Here is a 15,457-nt window from a genome sequence, read left to right as displayed (position 1 = left end):
CCCAGGACGGACCAGACCTCCCCCGATCATGCATTGACTGCCCATCCGCATCCCGCGGCACACCAGCACGAGGGACGAACAGACGTGTTCGTCCTCACGTTTCACGCACCGCGCAGGTCCCGGACCCGGCGGATCTTGCCGAGGGAGCGCTCCAGGGTCTCCGGCGCGACGACCTCCACCTCGACCGTGACGCCCACGCCGTCCTTGACGCCCTGGACGATCGCCCGGGCGGCGGCCCCGCGCTGCTCGGGACCGGCGTCGGGGCGGGCCTCGACCCGCACGGTCATGTGGTCCATCCGGCCGCGTTCGGAGAGCTGGATCTGGAAGTGCGGGGCGACGCCCGGCGTGCGCAGCACGATCTCCTCGATCTGGGTGGGGAAGACGTTCACCCCACGCAGGATGATCATGTCGTCGCAGCGGCCGGTGACCTTCTGCATCCGGCGGAAGGCGGGGCGGGCGGTGCCCGGCAGCAGCCGGGACAGGTCGCGCGTGCGGTAGCGGACGACCGGCAGCGCCTCCTTGGTGAGGGAGGTGAAGACGATCTCGCCCTCCTCGCCCTCGGGCAGGACGGCGTCCGTGAGCGGGTCCACCACCTCCGGATAGAAGTGGTCCTCCCACACGTGCAGCCCGTCCTTGGTCTCGACGCACTCCTGCGCCACACCCGGGCCGATCACCTCGGACAGGCCGTATATGTCCACGGCGTGGATGTCCATCCGCTCCTCGATCTCGCGGCGCATCTCCTCGGTCCACGGCTCGGCGCCGAAGATGCCGACCTTCAGCGAGGTGGAGCGCGGGTCGACGCCCTGCCGCTCGAACTCGTCGAGCAGGGTGAGCAGGTAGGAGGGGGTGACCATGATGATCTCGGGCCGGAAGTCCTGGATGATCTGCACCTGGCGCGCGGTCATGCCGCCGGAGGCCGGGATCACCGTGCAGCCGGCGCGTTCGGCGCCGTAGTGCGCGCCGAGGCCGCCGGTGAACAGGCCGTAGCCGTAGGAGATGTGCACCTTGTGGCCGGGGCGCCCGCCCGCGGCCCGGATCGAACGGGCGACGACGTCCGCCCACATGGACAGGTCCTTGTCCGTGTACCCGACGACGGTGGCGCAGCCGGTGGTGCCGCTGGAGGCGTGCACCCGCCGCACGTCCTCCATCGGGACGGCGAACATGCCGAAGGGGTAGGTGTCCCGCAGGTCCGCCTTGGTGGTGAAGGGGAACCTGGAGAGGTCCGCCAGGCTGCGGCAGTCGTCCGGGGTGACTCCGGCGGCGTCGAACTTCTTGCGGTACAGCTCCACGTTCTCGTAGGCGTGCCGCAGGGTCGCGCGCAGCCGGTCCAGCTGGAGCTCGGCGAGCTGCTCCCGGGACAGGCGCTCGGCGTCGTCCAGCAGGTCGTGGGGGAGTGGCTCACCCGGGCGGGGTGCCGGGGCCGCCCCGGTCGTCGGCTCGCTGCTCATCACGGCTCCTTCGTCGTCGTGCCCGGCGTCCGGTCCCCGGTGGTGTCCCGCATGCTGCGGCTGCGTCCGCGGAACTCCGCGATCACCTCGTCGCCGCGCCGCACGCTCACGTCGTACACGCCGCTGCGGCCGAACCGGGCCCGTTCCTCGGCGCGGGCCACGAGGACGTCGCCCTCGCGGGCCGGGGCGACGAAGACGATGTCGGCGCCGGCCGCGACGGTCACCGGACCGTGGCTGTTGCAGGCGCAGGCGAAGGCGGTGTCGGCGAGCAGGAACAGATAGCCGCCGTGGGCGATCCGGTGTCCGTTCACCATCGCCGGGGTCACGGTCATCCGGAGCACGGCGGTCCCCTCGCCGTGCTCGACCAGCTCGATGCCCAGCCCCCGGGAGGCCTCGTCCGCGGAGAACATCGTCTCCGTGGGTGTCGGCCCAGTGGCCTGCGACATCCTTCCCACCACCTTCTGTCCCGACCGACCATTCGGTTAGCGCGCGGCACGGCCCAGTAATCCAGCCGCCCGGGCGCCCTGTCAAGAGTGTGAGCGGCGGGGTCGCGGGTCTTGCCCGGCGCCCGGAAACCCGTCACACTGGTACCGAACGAATGGTCGGTTGGGAAGCTGGTGACGATGACCACGACACACGCCGCCGAGGCGCCGCCCCCGGACGGTCTCCAGGAGCACTTCGACGCGACGATCGCGCACGACCAGCGCATCGAGCCGCGCGACTGGATGCCCGAGGGCTACCGGAAGACGCTGATCCGGCAGATCGCCCAGCACGCCCACTCGGAGATCATCGGCATGCAGCCGGAGGGCGAGTGGATCACCCGGGCGCCCTCGCTGCGCCGCAAGGCGATCCTGTTCGCCAAGGTCCAGGACGAGGCCGGCCACGGTCTCTACCTGTACTCGGCCGCCGAGACCCTCGGCGCCGACCGCGACGACCTCACCGAGCGCCTGATCGAGGGCCGGCAGAAGTACTCGTCGATCTTCAACTACCCGACCCTCAGCTTCGCCGACGTCGGCGTGATCGGCTGGTTCGTGGACGGCGCGGCCATCTGCAACCAGGTACCGCTGTGCCGCAGCTCGTACGGCCCGTACGCGCGCGCGATGGTGCGCATCTGCAAGGAGGAGTCCTTCCACCAGCGGCAGGGCTACGAGCTGCTGATGACGATGATGCGCGGCACCGCGGCCCAGCGCGAGATGGTTCAGGACGCGGTGGACCGCTGGTGGTGGCCGTCCCTGATGATGTTCGGCCCGCCCGACGACGCCTCGCCCAACTCGGCGCAGTCGATGGCCTGGAAGATCAAGCGGCACAGCAACGACGAACTGCGCCGCCGCTTCGTCGACATGACCGTCCCGCAGGCCGAGAAGCTCGGCGTCACCCTGCCCGACCCGAAGCTGCGGTGGAACGAGGAGGCGGGGCACCACGACTTCGGCACCCCGGACTGGGACGAGCTGATGCGGGTCATCAAGGGCGACGGCCCGTGCAACGCACAACGGAGCGATCGGCGGCGGACCGCCCACGAAGAGGGCGCCTGGGTGCGCGAGGCGGCCACCGCCCACGCCGCCAAGCAGGCCGCCCGCGCGGCGAAGGGAGCGGTGGCATGACCGCCGAGAAGGCTGAGAAGCCCGAGAAGCAGGGCTGGCCGCTGTACGAGGTCTTCGTTCGCGGCAAGCGCGGCCTCAACCACGTGCACGTCGGCTCGCTGCACGCCGCCGACGACGCCATGGCCCTCACCCACGCCCGCGACCTCTACACCCGGCGCAACGAGGGCGTGAGCATCTGGGTGGTCCGCTCCGAGCACATCGCCGCCTCCACCCGCGACGAGAAGGACCCCTTCTTCGCCCCCAGCGCGGACAAGGTCTACCGCCACCCGACCTTCTACGACATCCCCGACGACGTCCCCCACATCTAGGAGCAGGGCATGAGCGACGACCACGTCTACCTCACCCTGGCCGAGGGGCACGAGGACGACACCCGCTGGGCCTACGGCACCGGCTTCGAGGACCCGCTGCACGGCGTCGACACCACCGTGCCCGAGGGCGTCGACGCCGCCGGACTGGCCGCGGACTGCGTGGCGCTGGCCGACGACGCCCTGATCAGCGCCCAGCGGCTCGCCGAGTGGGTCACCCGCGCCCCGGAGCTGGAGGAGGAGGTGGCGCTGGCCAACATCGGCCTCGACCTCCTCGGCCAGGCCCGCCTGCTGTACGCGCGCGCCGGGCAGGCCGACGGCACCGGCCGCGACGAGGACGCCTTCGCCTACTTCCGCGACGCCGGCGACTTCCGCAACGTGACCCTGGCCGAGCTTCCCCGCGGCGACTTCGCGTTCGCCGTGGTGCGTCTGCTGGTGCTCTCCAGCTGGCGGCTGGCCCACTTCCAGCGGCTGGTGGACCACCCCGACCCGGTCCTCGCGGCGGTCGCGGCCAAGGGCGTCAAGGAACTGGCCTACCACCGGCAGTACGCCGCCGAGTGGGCCGTCCGCCTGGGCGACGGCACCGACGAGTCGCGGCGCAGGATGCGCGCGGCGCTGGACGCGGTCGCCCCGTACCTCGGCGAGCTGCACACGGCGTACGACGTACGGGACGAGGTCGCCGACGTGCTGCGCCAGGTGACCGAGGCGGCCGGCCTGCCCCTGCCGGTGTACCGCCCGCTGCCCGGCTCCGGCCGCGCCGGCGAGCACACCGAGCATCTGGCGCCGCTGCTCACCGAGTTGCAGGGCGTCGCCCGCGCCCACCCGGAGGCGACATGGTGACCGCGCTCCCGGACACCGCCCGCGCCCGCCGCGTCGCCGAGCGGGTGCCGGACCCCGAGCTGCCCATGCTGACCCTCGCCGACCTCGGGGTCCTGCGCGGCGTCGAGGTCGGCGCGGACGGCACCGTGGTGGCGAGCCTGACCCCCACCTACTCGGGCTGCCCGGCCATGGCCGAGATGCGCGCGGACGTCGCCGCCCGGCTGCGGGACGCCGGATACGAGCGCGTGGAGATCCGCACGGTCCTCGACCCGCCCTGGACCAGCGACTGGATCACCGAGTCCGGCCGCCGCAAGCTCGCCGAGCACGGCATCGCCCCGCCCGGTCCCGCGCCCCGTGGCGGGCCGGTTCCTCTCGTGCTGTCACCCACCCGGGTGGCGGTGCCGTGTCCCCGCTGCGGCTCGGCGGACACAGAGGAGACCTCCCGCTTCGCCGCCACGTCCTGCAAGGCCCTGTGGCGCTGCCGGGCCTGCCGCGAGCCGTTCGAGTACGTCAAGGAGATCTGATGCCCCCGACCGCCCCCGTCCCGGCAGCGCCGGTGCGTGCCCGCCGCCGGCCCGCCTTCCACCGTCTGCGCGTGGCCGCCGTCGAGCGGCTGTGCGCGGACGCGGTGGCCGTGAGCTTCGACATCCCGGACGAGCTGGCCGGGGAGTTCGCCTTCGCGCCCGGCCAGTCGCTCACCCTGCGGCGCGAGGTGGACGGCCGGGACGAGCGGCGCTCGTACTCGATCTGCGCGCCGGCCGGTTCGGTGCCGCGCATCGGGGTCCGGGTGGTGCCCGGCGGGGTGTTCTCCTCGTGGCTGGTCGAGGAGGTGCGGCCCGGCGACACCGTCGAGGTCATGGCGCCCACCGGGCTGTTCACCCCCGACCTGACCGTCCCCGGCCACCACGTGCTGATCGCGGCCGGGTCGGGCATCACGCCCATGGTGTCCATCGCCGAGTCGGTGCTGGCCGCCGACGACCGGTCGTCGGTCACCCTGTTCTACGGCAACCGCCGCACGGACACGGTCATGTTCGCCGACGACCTGGCCGACCTGAAGGACCTCCACCCGACCCGCTTCCACCTGGCCCACGTGCTCTCCCGCGAACCCCGCGAGGCCGAGGTGCTCTCCGGCCGCCTGGACGCCGGACGCCTCTCGGCGCTCATCGGCTCGCTGGTGGACGTGGCGGCCGCGGACCACTGGTGGCTGTGCGGCCCGCAGGGCATGGTCGCCGACGCCCAGCAGGTCCTGGCCGGCCTCGGCGTCCCGGCGGACCGCGTCCACCGGGAGCTGTTCTTCGCCGACGACGAGCCCGTGCGGGAGGTCCGCCACGAGGAGACCGGCCCGCAGGGACCCGTCAGCGAGGTCACCATCACCCTGGACGGCCGCTCCACCACCTCCTCCCTGTCCCGCGGGCGGACCGTCCTCGACGGAGCCCAGCAGACCCGGCCCGACCTGCCCTTCGCCTGCAAGGGCGGGGTCTGCGGCACCTGCCGCGCCCTGGTCACCGACGGCGAGGCGGACATGCGCCGCAACTACGCCCTGGAGGACGCCGAGGTCGACGCCGGGTACGTGCTGACCTGCCAGACGTACCCGGTCTCCGAGAAGCTGACCGTGGACTACGACAGCTGAGCCGCGGTCACCCGGCGCCGTGTCACGCCGGGTTGTCCCCGTGGGTGAGCGTCTCCCAGGCGACGAACAGGTTGTTCGAACCGGACGGACGGGTGCGCTCGGTCAGGGCCTGGGTGTTGTCCATGGCGTGGCCGAGGCGGTGGTGCAGGGCGTTGTAGCCGACCTCGGTGACCGGGCCGAGGCCCAGGTGCACGGAGCCCCCGCACAGCCAGTCCGGGACCGCCGCGCCCTGCTCGTACTTCGCCTGGAAGCCGAGCGCGTGCCGCAGCCGCTCGCCCACGTCGGTGCCGTACAGGTCCTGCCCCTGGATCCGGCTGGTCTCGGCGACGTGCGCGACGGACGAGATGCCGTACCCGGTGTGGGTGAAGTCCCGGCAGGTCTCCTGGGTGAGGCCGGTGACGAAGGTGGACTGGCCCTGCCAGTACTTGACGATCTTGTCCCGGGTGTTGAGGTTCTGGCTCGGCACGGTCTTCGGCAGGGCCCCGTCGGAGGCCAGGTACACGTACGCGGCCGTGCGGGTGCGGAACTTGGCCATGGCCTTGTCGTACGACGCCTTGTCCTCCAGGAAGACGGAGATGCCGACGGCGGCCTCCATCATCGTCAGCTCCCAGTTGCCGTTGGAGTGGGAGCCGTTGATGATCTCGGGCAGGTAGACGTCGCGGAGCATGGTGGCGAAGCGGCCGGAGTTGGCCCACGAGCCGGTGTACGTGTACTTGATGATCTCCGCGGCCTTGGGCCAGGACGAGCCGGCCCAGCCGGTCTGGAGCGGGGCGTTGCTGTTGGTGTGGTCCCGGATCACCGCTGACCAGGCGTCCATCAGCTCGATCGCCTTGCGCGCGTACCGCTCGTCGCGGGTCAGGTACCAGGCCAGCGCGTTGGTGTAGGCCGCGATCGCGTCCTCGCGCTCGTCGGTGCAGCCGATGTTGGGGTTCGAGTAGGAACCGCACTCGACCACCGCGCGGGGCTTGGGCACGCGGTTCAGGTCGGCGTACCTGCTCCTCATCATCTGGTCGAAGGCGCCCTTCCAGGGCTGGGCCCCGGCCTGCACCTTGGCGCGGGCGAAGTCGAGCTGGCCCTCGGAGACGGTGACTCCGGGGTGGGTGAACGCGGCCGGTGCGGCCTGCGCGCGAGGAGCGGCCGGGCCGGGTCCCGCCAGGAGGGTGCCGGCCAGCGCGGCGGTGAGGGCCGTCAGGAGGACGGCTCGGGATCTGCGGCGGCGAGGTGTGGGAGCAGAGGACATGTGGGGGGTCCATCCGTTCGTCTATGTGAACGCTGAGTGTTGTTCTGAACGTTCGACTGCGCGGTGACGATAGGTAGAGACCAATGGGGCGTCAAGGGGCCGCGCAGGGAGTCCCGGAGGACGGCCTGCGGGCGCCGATCCGGTGGGTGTGGGGCGAACACTATGAACGCAATGATCGAAGGGGTGGCCCCGGCCGCGGCGGATTCCTAGCATCCCGGCTCGCAGCGCAACTTCGCGCCGGCACGCAGCACGTACAGGAGCCGCACCTTGACCAGACCCGACGATCCCCCGCCCGCCACCCGGACCGCGCACCGCCGGAGCCGTCCGGCGGTGGTGGCGGCCGCCCTCGCGGCCGTCCTCCTCGGCACCCTCGGCAACGTGTCGGCCGCCCCCGCGCGGGCGGCCGAACGGCCCGTGGCCGCCGACTGCCCGCCCGCCCTGGCCGGAAAGGCCACGTGCTACACCGGCCGGGACGCCAACGGGGCGTACTACACGATGGCCGTGCCGAAGGACTGGAACGGCTCCCTCGTCGTGCACGCGCACGGCGGCCCGGACCTCGGCGACGCCTCCGACCCGGCCCGCGGCGCCGAGGACCTGGAGCGCTGGACCGTGATGGTCGACGAAGGCTACGCGTGGGCCGCGTCCGCATACCGGCGCGGCGGCTACGGCGCCCGGATGGCCGCCGCGGACACCGAGAACGTACGCCGCCTGTTCACCGAGGAGTTCGGCCGGCCGGGACGGACCTACCTGCACGGCCAGTCCTGGGGCGGCAACGTCGCCGCCAAGGTCGCGGAGACCTACGGCCGACGCCACGGCGCGTACGACGGGGTGCTGCTCACCAACGGCGTCCTCGGCGGCGGTTCGCGCGGCTACGACTACCGCGTGGACCTGCGGGTCGTCTACCAGTACTACTGCCGCAACCACCCGCGCCCGACCGAGCCGCAGTACCCGCTGTGGCAGGGCCTGCGCCCCGGCTCCACTATGACGAGCGCCGGACTCGCCGCCCGTCTCCAGGAGTGCACCGGCCACGAGTCCGACCCGGCCGACCGGACCGCCCTCCAGCAGCGCAACCTCGACGACATCCTCGCCGTCACCCGCATCCCCGAGCGCACCCTGGAGTCGCATCTGAAGTTCGCCACGTTCACCTTCCGGGACATCGTGTCGAACCGGCTCGGCGGGCGGAACCCGTGGAGCAACCGCGGTGTGCGGTACTCCGGTTCACACGACGACAAGGCGCTCAACGCGGGTGTGGAACGCTTCTCGGCCGACCCCGCCGCCCGCCGCGACCTCTCCTGGGACAGCGACCTCACGGGCCGCGTCGACCTGCCCGTCCTCACCCTGCACGCCATCGACGACCCGACGGCGTTCGTGGAGCACGAGGCGGCCTACCGGGCCGCTGTCCGGGGCGCCGGCCGGGGCGGGAACCTCGTCCAGACCTTCACGAAGGAGTCCGAGCACAGTTCGCTGAGCGACTCCGAGTACGCCGGCTCCATCGCCGCGCTGGACACCTGGGTCCGCACGGGCCGCAAGCCCGGAGCGCGCTCGATCGCGGCCTCCTGCGCCGCCTTCGACGCGACCTACGGCGAGGGCTGCTTCTACGATCCCGGCTTCCGCCCGTCGCCGTACGCCTCCCGGGTGCGCCCCCGGCCCGGCGGACTCCAGTGGCCCGCCATGACCGCCGCCCAGGAGCGGGCGTGGAGCAGGATCGACGGTGTGGGGATCGCCCCCTAGGCGGCGCCCCGGGGCACCTGCCCCCGCTCCGTCAGCACCGCGCGGATCACGTGGCGGGCGTTGCCCGCCATCGCCGGGTTGGTGTTCCGGTAGTAGGGCAGCGCGATCAGTGCCTGGGAGAGGGTCCGCCCCCGGCCGCGCCGCCAGGTCGCGTCGTCGACGCCGAGCTTCTCCCGGAAGACCTCCCGGGCGCCCGCGGGCAGCAGGTTCCACGCCGGGAAGAGGTCGCAGGCCGGGTCGCCCGCTCCCACGCACCCGAAGTCGATGACCGCGGTGAGCCTGCCGCCCTCGACCAGCAGGTTGCCGGGCATCAGGTCGGCGTGCAGCCAGACGGGCGGCCCGTCCCAGGCCGGGGCCCGCAGCGCGTCCTGCCACACGGCGGCCAGCGCGTCGCAGTCGATGTCCTCCTCGGGCAGGCCGCGCAGTTCCTCGAGGGCGGCCAGCGTCGCCGCGTCCAGCGTGGCGAGCGGGCCGCCGCGGTGCGCCCCGGGAGCGTCGGCCAGGGAGACGGCCCGCATCGCCGAGACGAACCCGGCCAGATCACCCGCCAGCGCCACGGGATCGGTCAGTGCCCCTGCCTCGGGGATCTCGCCGGGCAGCCACCGGTACACCGACCAGGGCCACGGGTATCCCTCGGCGGGCTCACCGTGCCCGAGCACCTCGGGCACGGTGGCGGGGAGCAGGGGCGACAGCCGGGGCAGCCAGTGCCGTTCGGCCGTCACGTCCGCCACGCCGCCCTCGACGAGCGGCAGTCGGACGACCATGTCGTCACCCAGCCGGTACATCGCGTTGACGGTGCCACCGGACGGAAAGCGCTCGACGGGCAGCCCCGCCCAGCGCGGGAACTGCCCGTCGACCAGCCGCCGCACCAGACGCTCGTCGAGGGGGTACGCGTCCGTGTGCATCTGCTCTGAACTCATATGCCTCATCCGACCCTTCGGCACGGACGGCCGTCAATCGCTTTCCGGGCGGACGGTCAGCTCACCGAGATGCTGGAATTGCCGCTGCTCTGGTAGCCCTCGGTGGCCATGATCATGTAGTAGCTGAAGCTGCCGAGCGGCATCCCGGCGCGCGCCCACGCGTCGAAGTGGTTGCCCGTCGTGACGGTCCCTCCGGTCCGCTTCGACTGCCGCACGCTCCAGTACTGGTCGAAGGTGCGGGTGCCTTCGACGGAAGGGGCGTTGTACCGGGTCGTCCGGTAGATGTCGTACGTGCCGCCGTCGCTGTTCACGGTGCCCTTGTACGTGCCCGTGGGCCGGTAGGTGCCCCAGTTGTCCACGATGTAGTACTCGACGAGCGGGTTCGAGGTCCACCCGTAGAGGGTCAGGTAGCCGTTGCCGGACGGGTTGAAGCTGCCCGAGTACCGCACCGTTCTGCGTCCGCCGTTGCTCCAGCCCTTGCCGCAGACGAAGTTGCCGCAGTTGGTCCACGAGGTCCGGTAGCTGCCGCCGGAGCTCAGGGTCATGGACACCGATCCGCCGCCGTCGGTCCAGAACGAGTAGTAGAAGCCGTTGTTCGTGCCGGTCTGGTTCGTACTGATCGTGGTGTCCGCCTGTGCGGTGCCCGGCAGGAGCAGTCCGGACGTGCCGGCCAGGGCCACGGCCCCGGCACCGCCGAGGAAACGTCTGCGGTCGATCCGGCGGGCGAGGTCGTTGTTGTCGCGGTTGTCGCGCATGCGTCCTCCGACTGTGGGTGGGGGGTCTGTCGGTGCCGCCAGTGTTGGATTGTGACCGTGTGCTGTCAACAGTTTCGGAGTTTGTTGCGAAAATTTCTTGACGGTCTGGGTGTGTGCGCTCGACTGTATGGCCAGGTGGATGGCGCGAAGTGGCTATTGCTTATGAGGTTCCGAGGATTTCTCGATCGATGGTGATCGCGATGAAGAGAATGGTGTTCGAAACTTTCGAAGTCTGACCGGACCGATCAGTGCCGCCGCGACAGCCGTGCCCGCCGCCGTGAGCAGGGTGGCCCGGCGGGACCAGGTCGCGAGCGGCCCGCCGCACCGCGGCGCTCGTCAACGTCCTCGCGGACGACGCCCCGGAGCCCGCCGTGGTGGCCGAAGTGCTGCGCGCCCACGGCGAGATGGACCCCGTCGATCTCACCGCGGACGACGTGGAAGGGATGCGCGCGGCCGCCTTCCTGCTGCGGGAGGTCTTCGCGGCGGACTCCGTCGACACCGCGGCACACGTCCTCGACCGCCTCCTGCAAGCGCACACCTGGAGGCTGCGCCTGACGTCCCACGGGGGCGGCACCCCATGGCACCCGCACCTCGACCGGGACGACGACGCGCCCTGGCCCGAGTGGTTCCTGGCCTCGTCCTGCATGGCGTTGGCCGTCCTGCTCCGGGACCACCAACGCCCGCCCGGCAGGGACTGCGCCTCCGGCGGCTGCCGGAACGTCTTCGTCACCCAGGGCAGCGGGCCGGAGCGCCGCTACTGCTCACGCCGCTGTGCGGCACGGGAGCGAGTCGCGGCGCACCGGCGCCGGTCCTGAGGGTGAATCAGACGCCGAACTCCGTCGGCGAGATGCCCAGCGCGGTGCACGCCTCGCGGATCGCCTGCTGCTCGGACGGCTCGAAGACGCCGTCGGCCCCGGCCACGACCATGCCGGTCTGGACGACCGCACGCGCCTCCTGCGGCTTCTTGGCGGCCTTGGCGATCACCTGGAGCGCCTCGGTCTTGCCCAGCTGGAAGTTGGCCAGAAGCTTGTCCACGTGCTGGTTGAACCGCTGGCGGAGCTGGTCCGCCGGGAAGTTCTGCAGCACCTCGTTGGAGACGATCAGCTCCTCGACGCGCTGCCGCTCCGCCGGCTCCACCTGGCCGTCGGCCGCGGCGACCAGCGCGCACATGGCCATGCTCGCGTCCCGGTAGGAACCGCTCTTGAGTTCGGTCTTGACCGAGGCGAGCTGGGACTTGAACAACCCCATCAGCTGGGCCTTGGAGCCGCCCGAGGACGAGCCCGTCCCGCCGGGCTGCTGGTGCCCCTGCGCCCCGTGCCCCGATCCGGTCGCTCCCCGAGTGCCCTGGGACTGCTGGAAGGTCTTGGCCTGGTCCTTGATCTTGTCCCACATCGCCACTCGTGCCACCTCGGCTTCTGTTGCTGCTTGTCGGTCATGGTGCCCGGCCGCGATCTCTCGCGGTCATCAGGATCAACGCCTTCCGGGACCACAGGGTTCCCGGAAGGCAAAGACAGAGCAAAGAGCCTACCGGTGCCGTAGTAGGCTGCGCGACCAGGAGTTGCCGTTTCGGTCGGCCGGGTGGAGGCGTCGGTGTGGCTCGGCTGAAGGGGGCGTCGGTCGCCGAGGCCGCCGGACCGCCCCGTGTTCCCGCAGTCCGGCGGAGGGTGTGGTCGCGCGAGGTCGGCTGGTTCGTCGCGATCGGCGTCGTCTCGACCGCCGGACAGGCGGCGTTGTACTGGGCGCTGCGCCTGTGGTGGCCCCCGGCCGCCGCCAACCTGGTCTCCCTGCTGGTCCTCACCGTGCTCAACACGGAGGCCAACCGCCGCCTGACGTTCCGGCACGCCGACGCCGGGCCGGTCCGTGCCCATCTGGGGGCCGGCGGACTCTTCCTGCTCGGCTACCTGGTCACGTCCGGCGCCGTGCTGTGGTTCCGACACGAGCAGCCGGCCGCCTCGCCCGCCGCGGAGACCGCGGTCCTCGCCGCCACGTCCGTCGCCGTCACCGTGGTGCGCTTCCTGGTGCTGCGGCTCGCCGTCTTCCGAGGCCGCGCCCGCCGCTGACCTGCTCGGTCACCAACAGGTGCCCCGGTCACCGAAAAGTGCGTTCTTCCATGTCACCAGCCACTCTCCTACGGTTCCCGGGTAACCACTGGAGAGCACGGGCAAGGAGAGAGCAGCCATGGCCATCACGCTGGTGAACCCCGCGGACCTGCCGGAGACCGACGTCTACCGGCAGGTGTCGGTCGCCTCCGGCACGAGACTTGTGTTCGTCGCCGGGCAGGTCGCCTGGGACGCCGACGGCGCCACCGTCGGCGAAGGCGACCTCGCCGCGCAGGTCGAGCAGTGCTACGTCAACGTCGGCACCGCCCTCGCCGCGGCCGACGCCACCTTCGCCGACGTGGCGAAACTGAACGTCCACGTCGTCGACTGGACCCCCGACAAGATGCCCCTGCTCCTCGAGGGCATCGCCCGCGCCGCCGCCAGACTGGGCGAGACCCCCGCCGCACCGGCCACTCTGCTGGGCGTCGCGGCGCTGGACGTGCCCGAGCACCTGGTCGAGGTGGAGGCCACGGCGGTCCTGGCCTGATCTCGGGACGGTCCGGTCCGGTGGCGTTCCTGTCACGATCACGTCATTATCCTCGCGCTCGACTGTCAGTTCGCTCGTTCACCTGTTGACTGACTGACGGTGGTGAACTCGAGGCGCGGGAGGCTCGGACGTGCAGGGACAGCTTCTGGGAGGCCGTTACCGGACGGTGCGCCAACTCGGTGCGGGCGGCATGGGGGAGGTGTGGGAGGCACGGGACGAGACCCTGGACAGGCTCGTCGCGGTCAAGGTGATCTCACTCCTGGCCGGCGGAGGCAGCCGAGGCGACGAGACGCGCGCCAGGTTCCTGCGCGAGGCGCGCCTCACGGCACGGCTCCAGCATCCCAACATCGTGACCACACACGACCTCGGCGAGACCACGGGAAGTGACCGGGTGCCGTTCCTGGTGATGGAGCTGCTCCGTGGGGAGGGCCTGGACGCCAAGCTGGGCCGGGGGCCAGTCTCTCTGTCCCAAGCCGCCCGCTGGGGCGCCCAGATCAGCGAGGCGCTGTCGAGTGCGCACGAGGCCGGCGTCATGCACCGGGACATCAAGCCGTCCAACGTCCTCGTTTCCGTGTCCGGCGTCGTGAAGGTCCTCGATTTCGGCGTCGCGCGGGCCGCCGACGTCAGTACGAACTCCGACCGCATCACGCAGACCGGCTTCATCGTGGGCAGTCCGCCGTACATGGCCCCCGAGCAGGCGCGCGGCTTCCCGGAGCCGCGCAGCGACCTGTACGCCCTGGGCTGTCTGCTCTTCGAGCTGATCACGGGGCGGCTTCCCTTCCAGGCCCCTGACACGGTCGGGTATCTCACGGCCCACCTCACCCAGCCGCCGCCCGTTCCGAGTGCGGTACGTCCGGTGCCCGCCGCCTGGGACGAACTCGTGACGACGCTGCTGAGCAAGGAGCCGGCGGACAGGTACCCGGACGCGTCCGCCCTGTCCCGTGCCCTGCTACGGCTCGATGAGGCCGGCCCCACGGCGGGTGGACCCGCGCATGACACGACGCGAACGGCCGTGGTGCCGGGCCCACCGCCTCGGCCCGCTCCCACCGTTCCCGCCGACACGGCGCCCTTCGTCGACAGGGCCGCGGACCGGGACCGGGACCGGGACAGTCTTTCCCGGTTCGGACCTCCGGCGGCCCTCTGCCTGCTGTTCGTCTCGACGTTCGACTACTGGAACGCCGCCGAACTCCACTCGCCTGCCGTCGTCGGATTCCTCGTTCTCCTGGCTGTCCTCTGGGGCCTGACCGCCGCGCTCACACCAGGCTCCGGCAGACCGCTGCGAGCGGCGGGTTACGCGATCGCGGCGCTGCTGTGCATGGGCGTGCTGGTGGACACCGTCATGATCGGGGTGGAGGGAGAGCAGACGAGCGTCTTCGCCAGCATGAAGACTTACTCGAAGACCGTGATCTACGGGGGAACGGCGTTGTCAGTCGCGGCCTACGGCTACCGTGACATCAGCACCCGCAGGGCCCGGCATCGCACCTGCGGGCGCGCTACTCGTACGTGACCCGGTCCAGCAGCCCCTGCAAGTACAGCCCGCGCCGGGCGTCCACCGGAGTCGGTGTGCCGGTGCGGACCGCGGTGGCGAAGTCGTGGCGCAGGATCGGCCAGCACTCCTCGTGGTCGATGCCCGCCGTGTCGTAGACCAGCGGCTGGTCCGGCCCGAACAGCTCGACGCGGGTGAGCGCGTGGGGGACGGCCACCGAGCCGGACAGGGAGGCCTGGCTGACGGCGCCGTTCTCGTGCGTGCAGGTCAACTCGGTCCAGCGGCGCGGGTCGCCGGTGGCGCGGATCGACGTGATGGGGCCGACCGAGGCGTCCAGCAGGTCGAGGAGGTGCGGGCCGAGGTCGAGCAGGGCGCCGTGTTCCAGGCGCCAGCCGGTGGCGAACTCGCCGCCCAGGAAGGCGCCGTGGAGGTAACAGGAGCGTGCGCCGGTCGCCTCGACGGAACGCGCGGCTTCGAGGAAGGCGCGGGTGGCCGGGTGGTAGCGCTTGGTCAGCACCAGCTGGGAGACGACACCGGCCTCGGCGACGGCGTCGGCGACGCGGCGGGCCGCGGACAGGTCGGGGCCGAGCGGCTTCTCCAGCAGCACCGCCTTGCCCCGCTTCGCCGCCAGGGGCGCCAGCTCGGCCTGGACGGCGGGCGGCACGGCGAACGCCACGGCCTCGCAGTGGTCCAGCAACTCCTCGAAACCGGCGGCGACATGGGCGGCGTAGGGCGCGGCGGCCTCCCGGGCCGCCTCGGTGCGGCGGGCCCAGACCGCGGCGAGCCGGGTCTCCGGCCCGGCGGCCAGTACCCGGGCGTGCATGGCGCGGGCCCAGGGGCCGGCGCCCACGAGCCCGACCTCGACGGGCCGGTCGGTCCAGGGGGCGGGGACAGCGTTCACGGTGTTCCTGTCTTCGGGGGGTACGGCACACGGCG

General features: G+C 71.9%; 16 protein-coding genes and 1 pseudogene. 10 read left to right on the top strand and 7 right to left on the bottom strand.

Going from position 1 to position 15,457, the window contains the following annotated elements; translation table 11 throughout:
* Nucleotides 1–101: 101 nt before the first annotated feature.
* Complete coding sequence (gene paaK, locus DMH12_RS01545; protein ID WP_125489686.1) at nt 102–1,448, bottom strand: phenylacetate--CoA ligase PaaK; 1,347 nt, start codon at nt 1,446–1,448, stop codon at nt 102–104.
* Entirely contained in the window at nt 1,448–1,894 is a 447-nt protein-coding gene (gene paaI, locus DMH12_RS01540) for a hydroxyphenylacetyl-CoA thioesterase PaaI (RefSeq protein ID WP_185832095.1), read from the bottom strand. Before paaI ends, paaK begins: the two co-directional genes overlap by 1 nt.
* 177 nt (nt 1,895–2,071) lie before the next feature.
* On the opposite strand from paaI, the gene paaA reads away from it, so the two are divergent.
* The 5 genes from paaA to paaE are packed head-to-tail and all read left to right on the top strand — an operon-like array spanning nt 2,072 to nt 5,803.
* Entirely contained in the window at nt 2,072–3,049 is a 978-nt protein-coding gene (gene paaA, locus DMH12_RS01535) for a 1,2-phenylacetyl-CoA epoxidase subunit PaaA (protein WP_125489684.1), read from the top strand.
* Nucleotides 3,046–3,357 (top strand): 1,2-phenylacetyl-CoA epoxidase subunit PaaB, encoded by a 312-nt coding sequence (gene paaB / locus DMH12_RS01530; protein ID WP_125489683.1) that lies wholly within the window; start codon nt 3,046–3,048, stop codon nt 3,355–3,357. The genes paaA and paaB overlap by 4 nt, the downstream gene beginning before the upstream one ends.
* 9 nt (nt 3,358–3,366) lie before the next feature.
* Nucleotides 3,367–4,194, top strand: a complete 828-nt coding sequence (paaC, locus tag DMH12_RS01525; protein ID WP_122617776.1) for a 1,2-phenylacetyl-CoA epoxidase subunit PaaC — start codon at nt 3,367–3,369, stop codon at nt 4,192–4,194.
* Nucleotides 4,188–4,697 (top strand): 1,2-phenylacetyl-CoA epoxidase subunit PaaD, encoded by a 510-nt coding sequence (paaD, locus tag DMH12_RS01520; protein ID WP_125489682.1) that lies wholly within the window; start codon nt 4,188–4,190, stop codon nt 4,695–4,697. Before paaC ends, paaD begins: the two co-directional genes overlap by 7 nt.
* Complete coding sequence (paaE, locus tag DMH12_RS01515) at nt 4,697–5,803, top strand: 1,2-phenylacetyl-CoA epoxidase subunit PaaE (protein WP_125489681.1); 1,107 nt, start codon at nt 4,697–4,699, stop codon at nt 5,801–5,803. The genes paaD and paaE overlap by 1 nt, the downstream gene beginning before the upstream one ends.
* Nucleotides 5,804–5,825: 22 nt before the next feature.
* On the opposite strand, the gene DMH12_RS01510 is transcribed toward paaE, so the two are convergent.
* Nucleotides 5,826–7,043, bottom strand: a complete 1,218-nt coding sequence (locus DMH12_RS01510) for an alginate lyase family protein (protein WP_125489680.1) — start codon at nt 7,041–7,043, stop codon at nt 5,826–5,828.
* Between the two features lie 267 nt (nt 7,044–7,310).
* Here DMH12_RS01510 and DMH12_RS01500 point away from each other — a divergent pair, with 267 nt between their 5' ends.
* Nucleotides 7,311–8,774, top strand: a complete 1,464-nt coding sequence (locus DMH12_RS01500; RefSeq protein ID WP_125489678.1) for a hypothetical protein — start codon at nt 7,311–7,313, stop codon at nt 8,772–8,774.
* Here DMH12_RS01500 and DMH12_RS01495 read toward each other — a convergent pair.
* Nucleotides 8,771–9,694 (bottom strand): aminoglycoside phosphotransferase family protein, encoded by a 924-nt coding sequence (locus tag DMH12_RS01495; RefSeq protein WP_125489677.1) that lies wholly within the window; start codon nt 9,692–9,694, stop codon nt 8,771–8,773. The two genes, DMH12_RS01500 and DMH12_RS01495, sit on opposite strands and share 4 nt — an antisense overlap.
* A gap of 56 nt (nt 9,695–9,750) precedes the next feature.
* A complete protein-coding gene (locus DMH12_RS01490) occupies nt 9,751–10,449 on the bottom strand; it encodes a glycoside hydrolase family 11 protein (RefSeq protein ID WP_125489676.1) in 699 nt (232 codons plus the stop codon).
* Between the two features lie 314 nt (nt 10,450–10,763).
* Here DMH12_RS01490 and DMH12_RS01485 point away from each other — a divergent pair.
* Nucleotides 10,764–11,264: pseudogene (locus tag DMH12_RS01485) on the top strand (CGNR zinc finger domain-containing protein); the annotation flags it as partial.
* Nucleotides 11,265–11,271: 7 nt separating this feature from the next.
* Here the strand turns inward: DMH12_RS01485 and DMH12_RS01480 are convergent.
* The gene (locus DMH12_RS01480; protein ID WP_122617782.1) at nt 11,272–11,847 is read right to left on the bottom strand and encodes a tellurite resistance TerB family protein; all 576 of its coding nucleotides are present in this window, start codon (nt 11,845–11,847) and stop codon (nt 11,272–11,274) included.
* 194 nt (nt 11,848–12,041) lie between these two features.
* Here DMH12_RS01480 and DMH12_RS01475 point away from each other — a divergent pair, with 194 nt between their 5' ends.
* From DMH12_RS01475 to DMH12_RS01465, 3 genes are all read left to right on the top strand, one after another.
* On the top strand, nt 12,042–12,509 hold the full coding sequence (locus tag DMH12_RS01475) for a GtrA family protein (protein WP_260473969.1): 468 nt from the start codon (nt 12,042–12,044) through the stop codon (nt 12,507–12,509).
* A 118-nt stretch (nt 12,510–12,627) separates the two neighbouring features.
* A complete protein-coding gene (locus DMH12_RS01470) occupies nt 12,628–13,035 on the top strand; it encodes a RidA family protein (RefSeq protein ID WP_125489674.1) in 408 nt (135 codons plus the stop codon).
* Nucleotides 13,036–13,165: 130 nt separating this feature from the next.
* Nucleotides 13,166–14,542, top strand: coding sequence for a serine/threonine-protein kinase (locus DMH12_RS01465; protein ID WP_260473968.1), 1,377 nt, complete (start codon nt 13,166–13,168; stop codon nt 14,540–14,542).
* Here DMH12_RS01465 and DMH12_RS01460 read toward each other — a convergent pair.
* Entirely contained in the window at nt 14,529–15,422 is an 894-nt protein-coding gene (locus DMH12_RS01460) for a Gfo/Idh/MocA family protein (protein ID WP_125489673.1), read from the bottom strand. The two genes, DMH12_RS01465 and DMH12_RS01460, sit on opposite strands and share 14 nt — an antisense overlap.
* Nucleotides 15,423–15,457 lie beyond the last annotated feature (35 nt).

Source organism: Streptomyces sp. WAC 04229, assembly GCF_003947455.1.
Classification (GTDB): domain Bacteria; phylum Actinomycetota; class Actinomycetes; order Streptomycetales; family Streptomycetaceae; genus Streptomyces.
Note: the sequence above shows the minus strand (reverse complement) of the source record. Positions and strands in the feature narration are given on the sequence as shown.

Coding starts and splice junctions, on each gene's coding strand:
- DMH12_RS01510 (WP_125489680.1), bottom strand. CDS start 7,043: ATGTCCTCTGCTCCCACACCTCGCCGCCGCAGATCCCGAGCCGTCCTC.
- DMH12_RS01490 (WP_125489676.1), bottom strand. CDS start 10,449: ATGCGCGACAACCGCGACAACAACGACCTCGCCCGCCGGATCGACCGC.
- paaB (WP_125489683.1), top strand. CDS start 3,046: ATGACCGCCGAGAAGGCTGAGAAGCCCGAGAAGCAGGGCTGGCCGCTG.
- paaK (WP_125489686.1), bottom strand. CDS start 1,448: ATGAGCAGCGAGCCGACGACCGGGGCGGCCCCGGCACCCCGCCCGGGT.
- paaC (WP_122617776.1), top strand. CDS start 3,367: ATGAGCGACGACCACGTCTACCTCACCCTGGCCGAGGGGCACGAGGAC.
- paaE (WP_125489681.1), top strand. CDS start 4,697: ATGCCCCCGACCGCCCCCGTCCCGGCAGCGCCGGTGCGTGCCCGCCGC.
- DMH12_RS01470 (WP_125489674.1), top strand. CDS start 12,628: ATGGCCATCACGCTGGTGAACCCCGCGGACCTGCCGGAGACCGACGTC.
- DMH12_RS01495 (WP_125489677.1), bottom strand. CDS start 9,694: ATGAGTTCAGAGCAGATGCACACGGACGCGTACCCCCTCGACGAGCGT.
- paaA (WP_125489684.1), top strand. CDS start 2,072: ATGACCACGACACACGCCGCCGAGGCGCCGCCCCCGGACGGTCTCCAG.
- paaI (WP_185832095.1), bottom strand. CDS start 1,894: ATGTCGCAGGCCACTGGGCCGACACCCACGGAGACGATGTTCTCCGCG.
- paaD (WP_125489682.1), top strand. CDS start 4,188: ATGGTGACCGCGCTCCCGGACACCGCCCGCGCCCGCCGCGTCGCCGAG.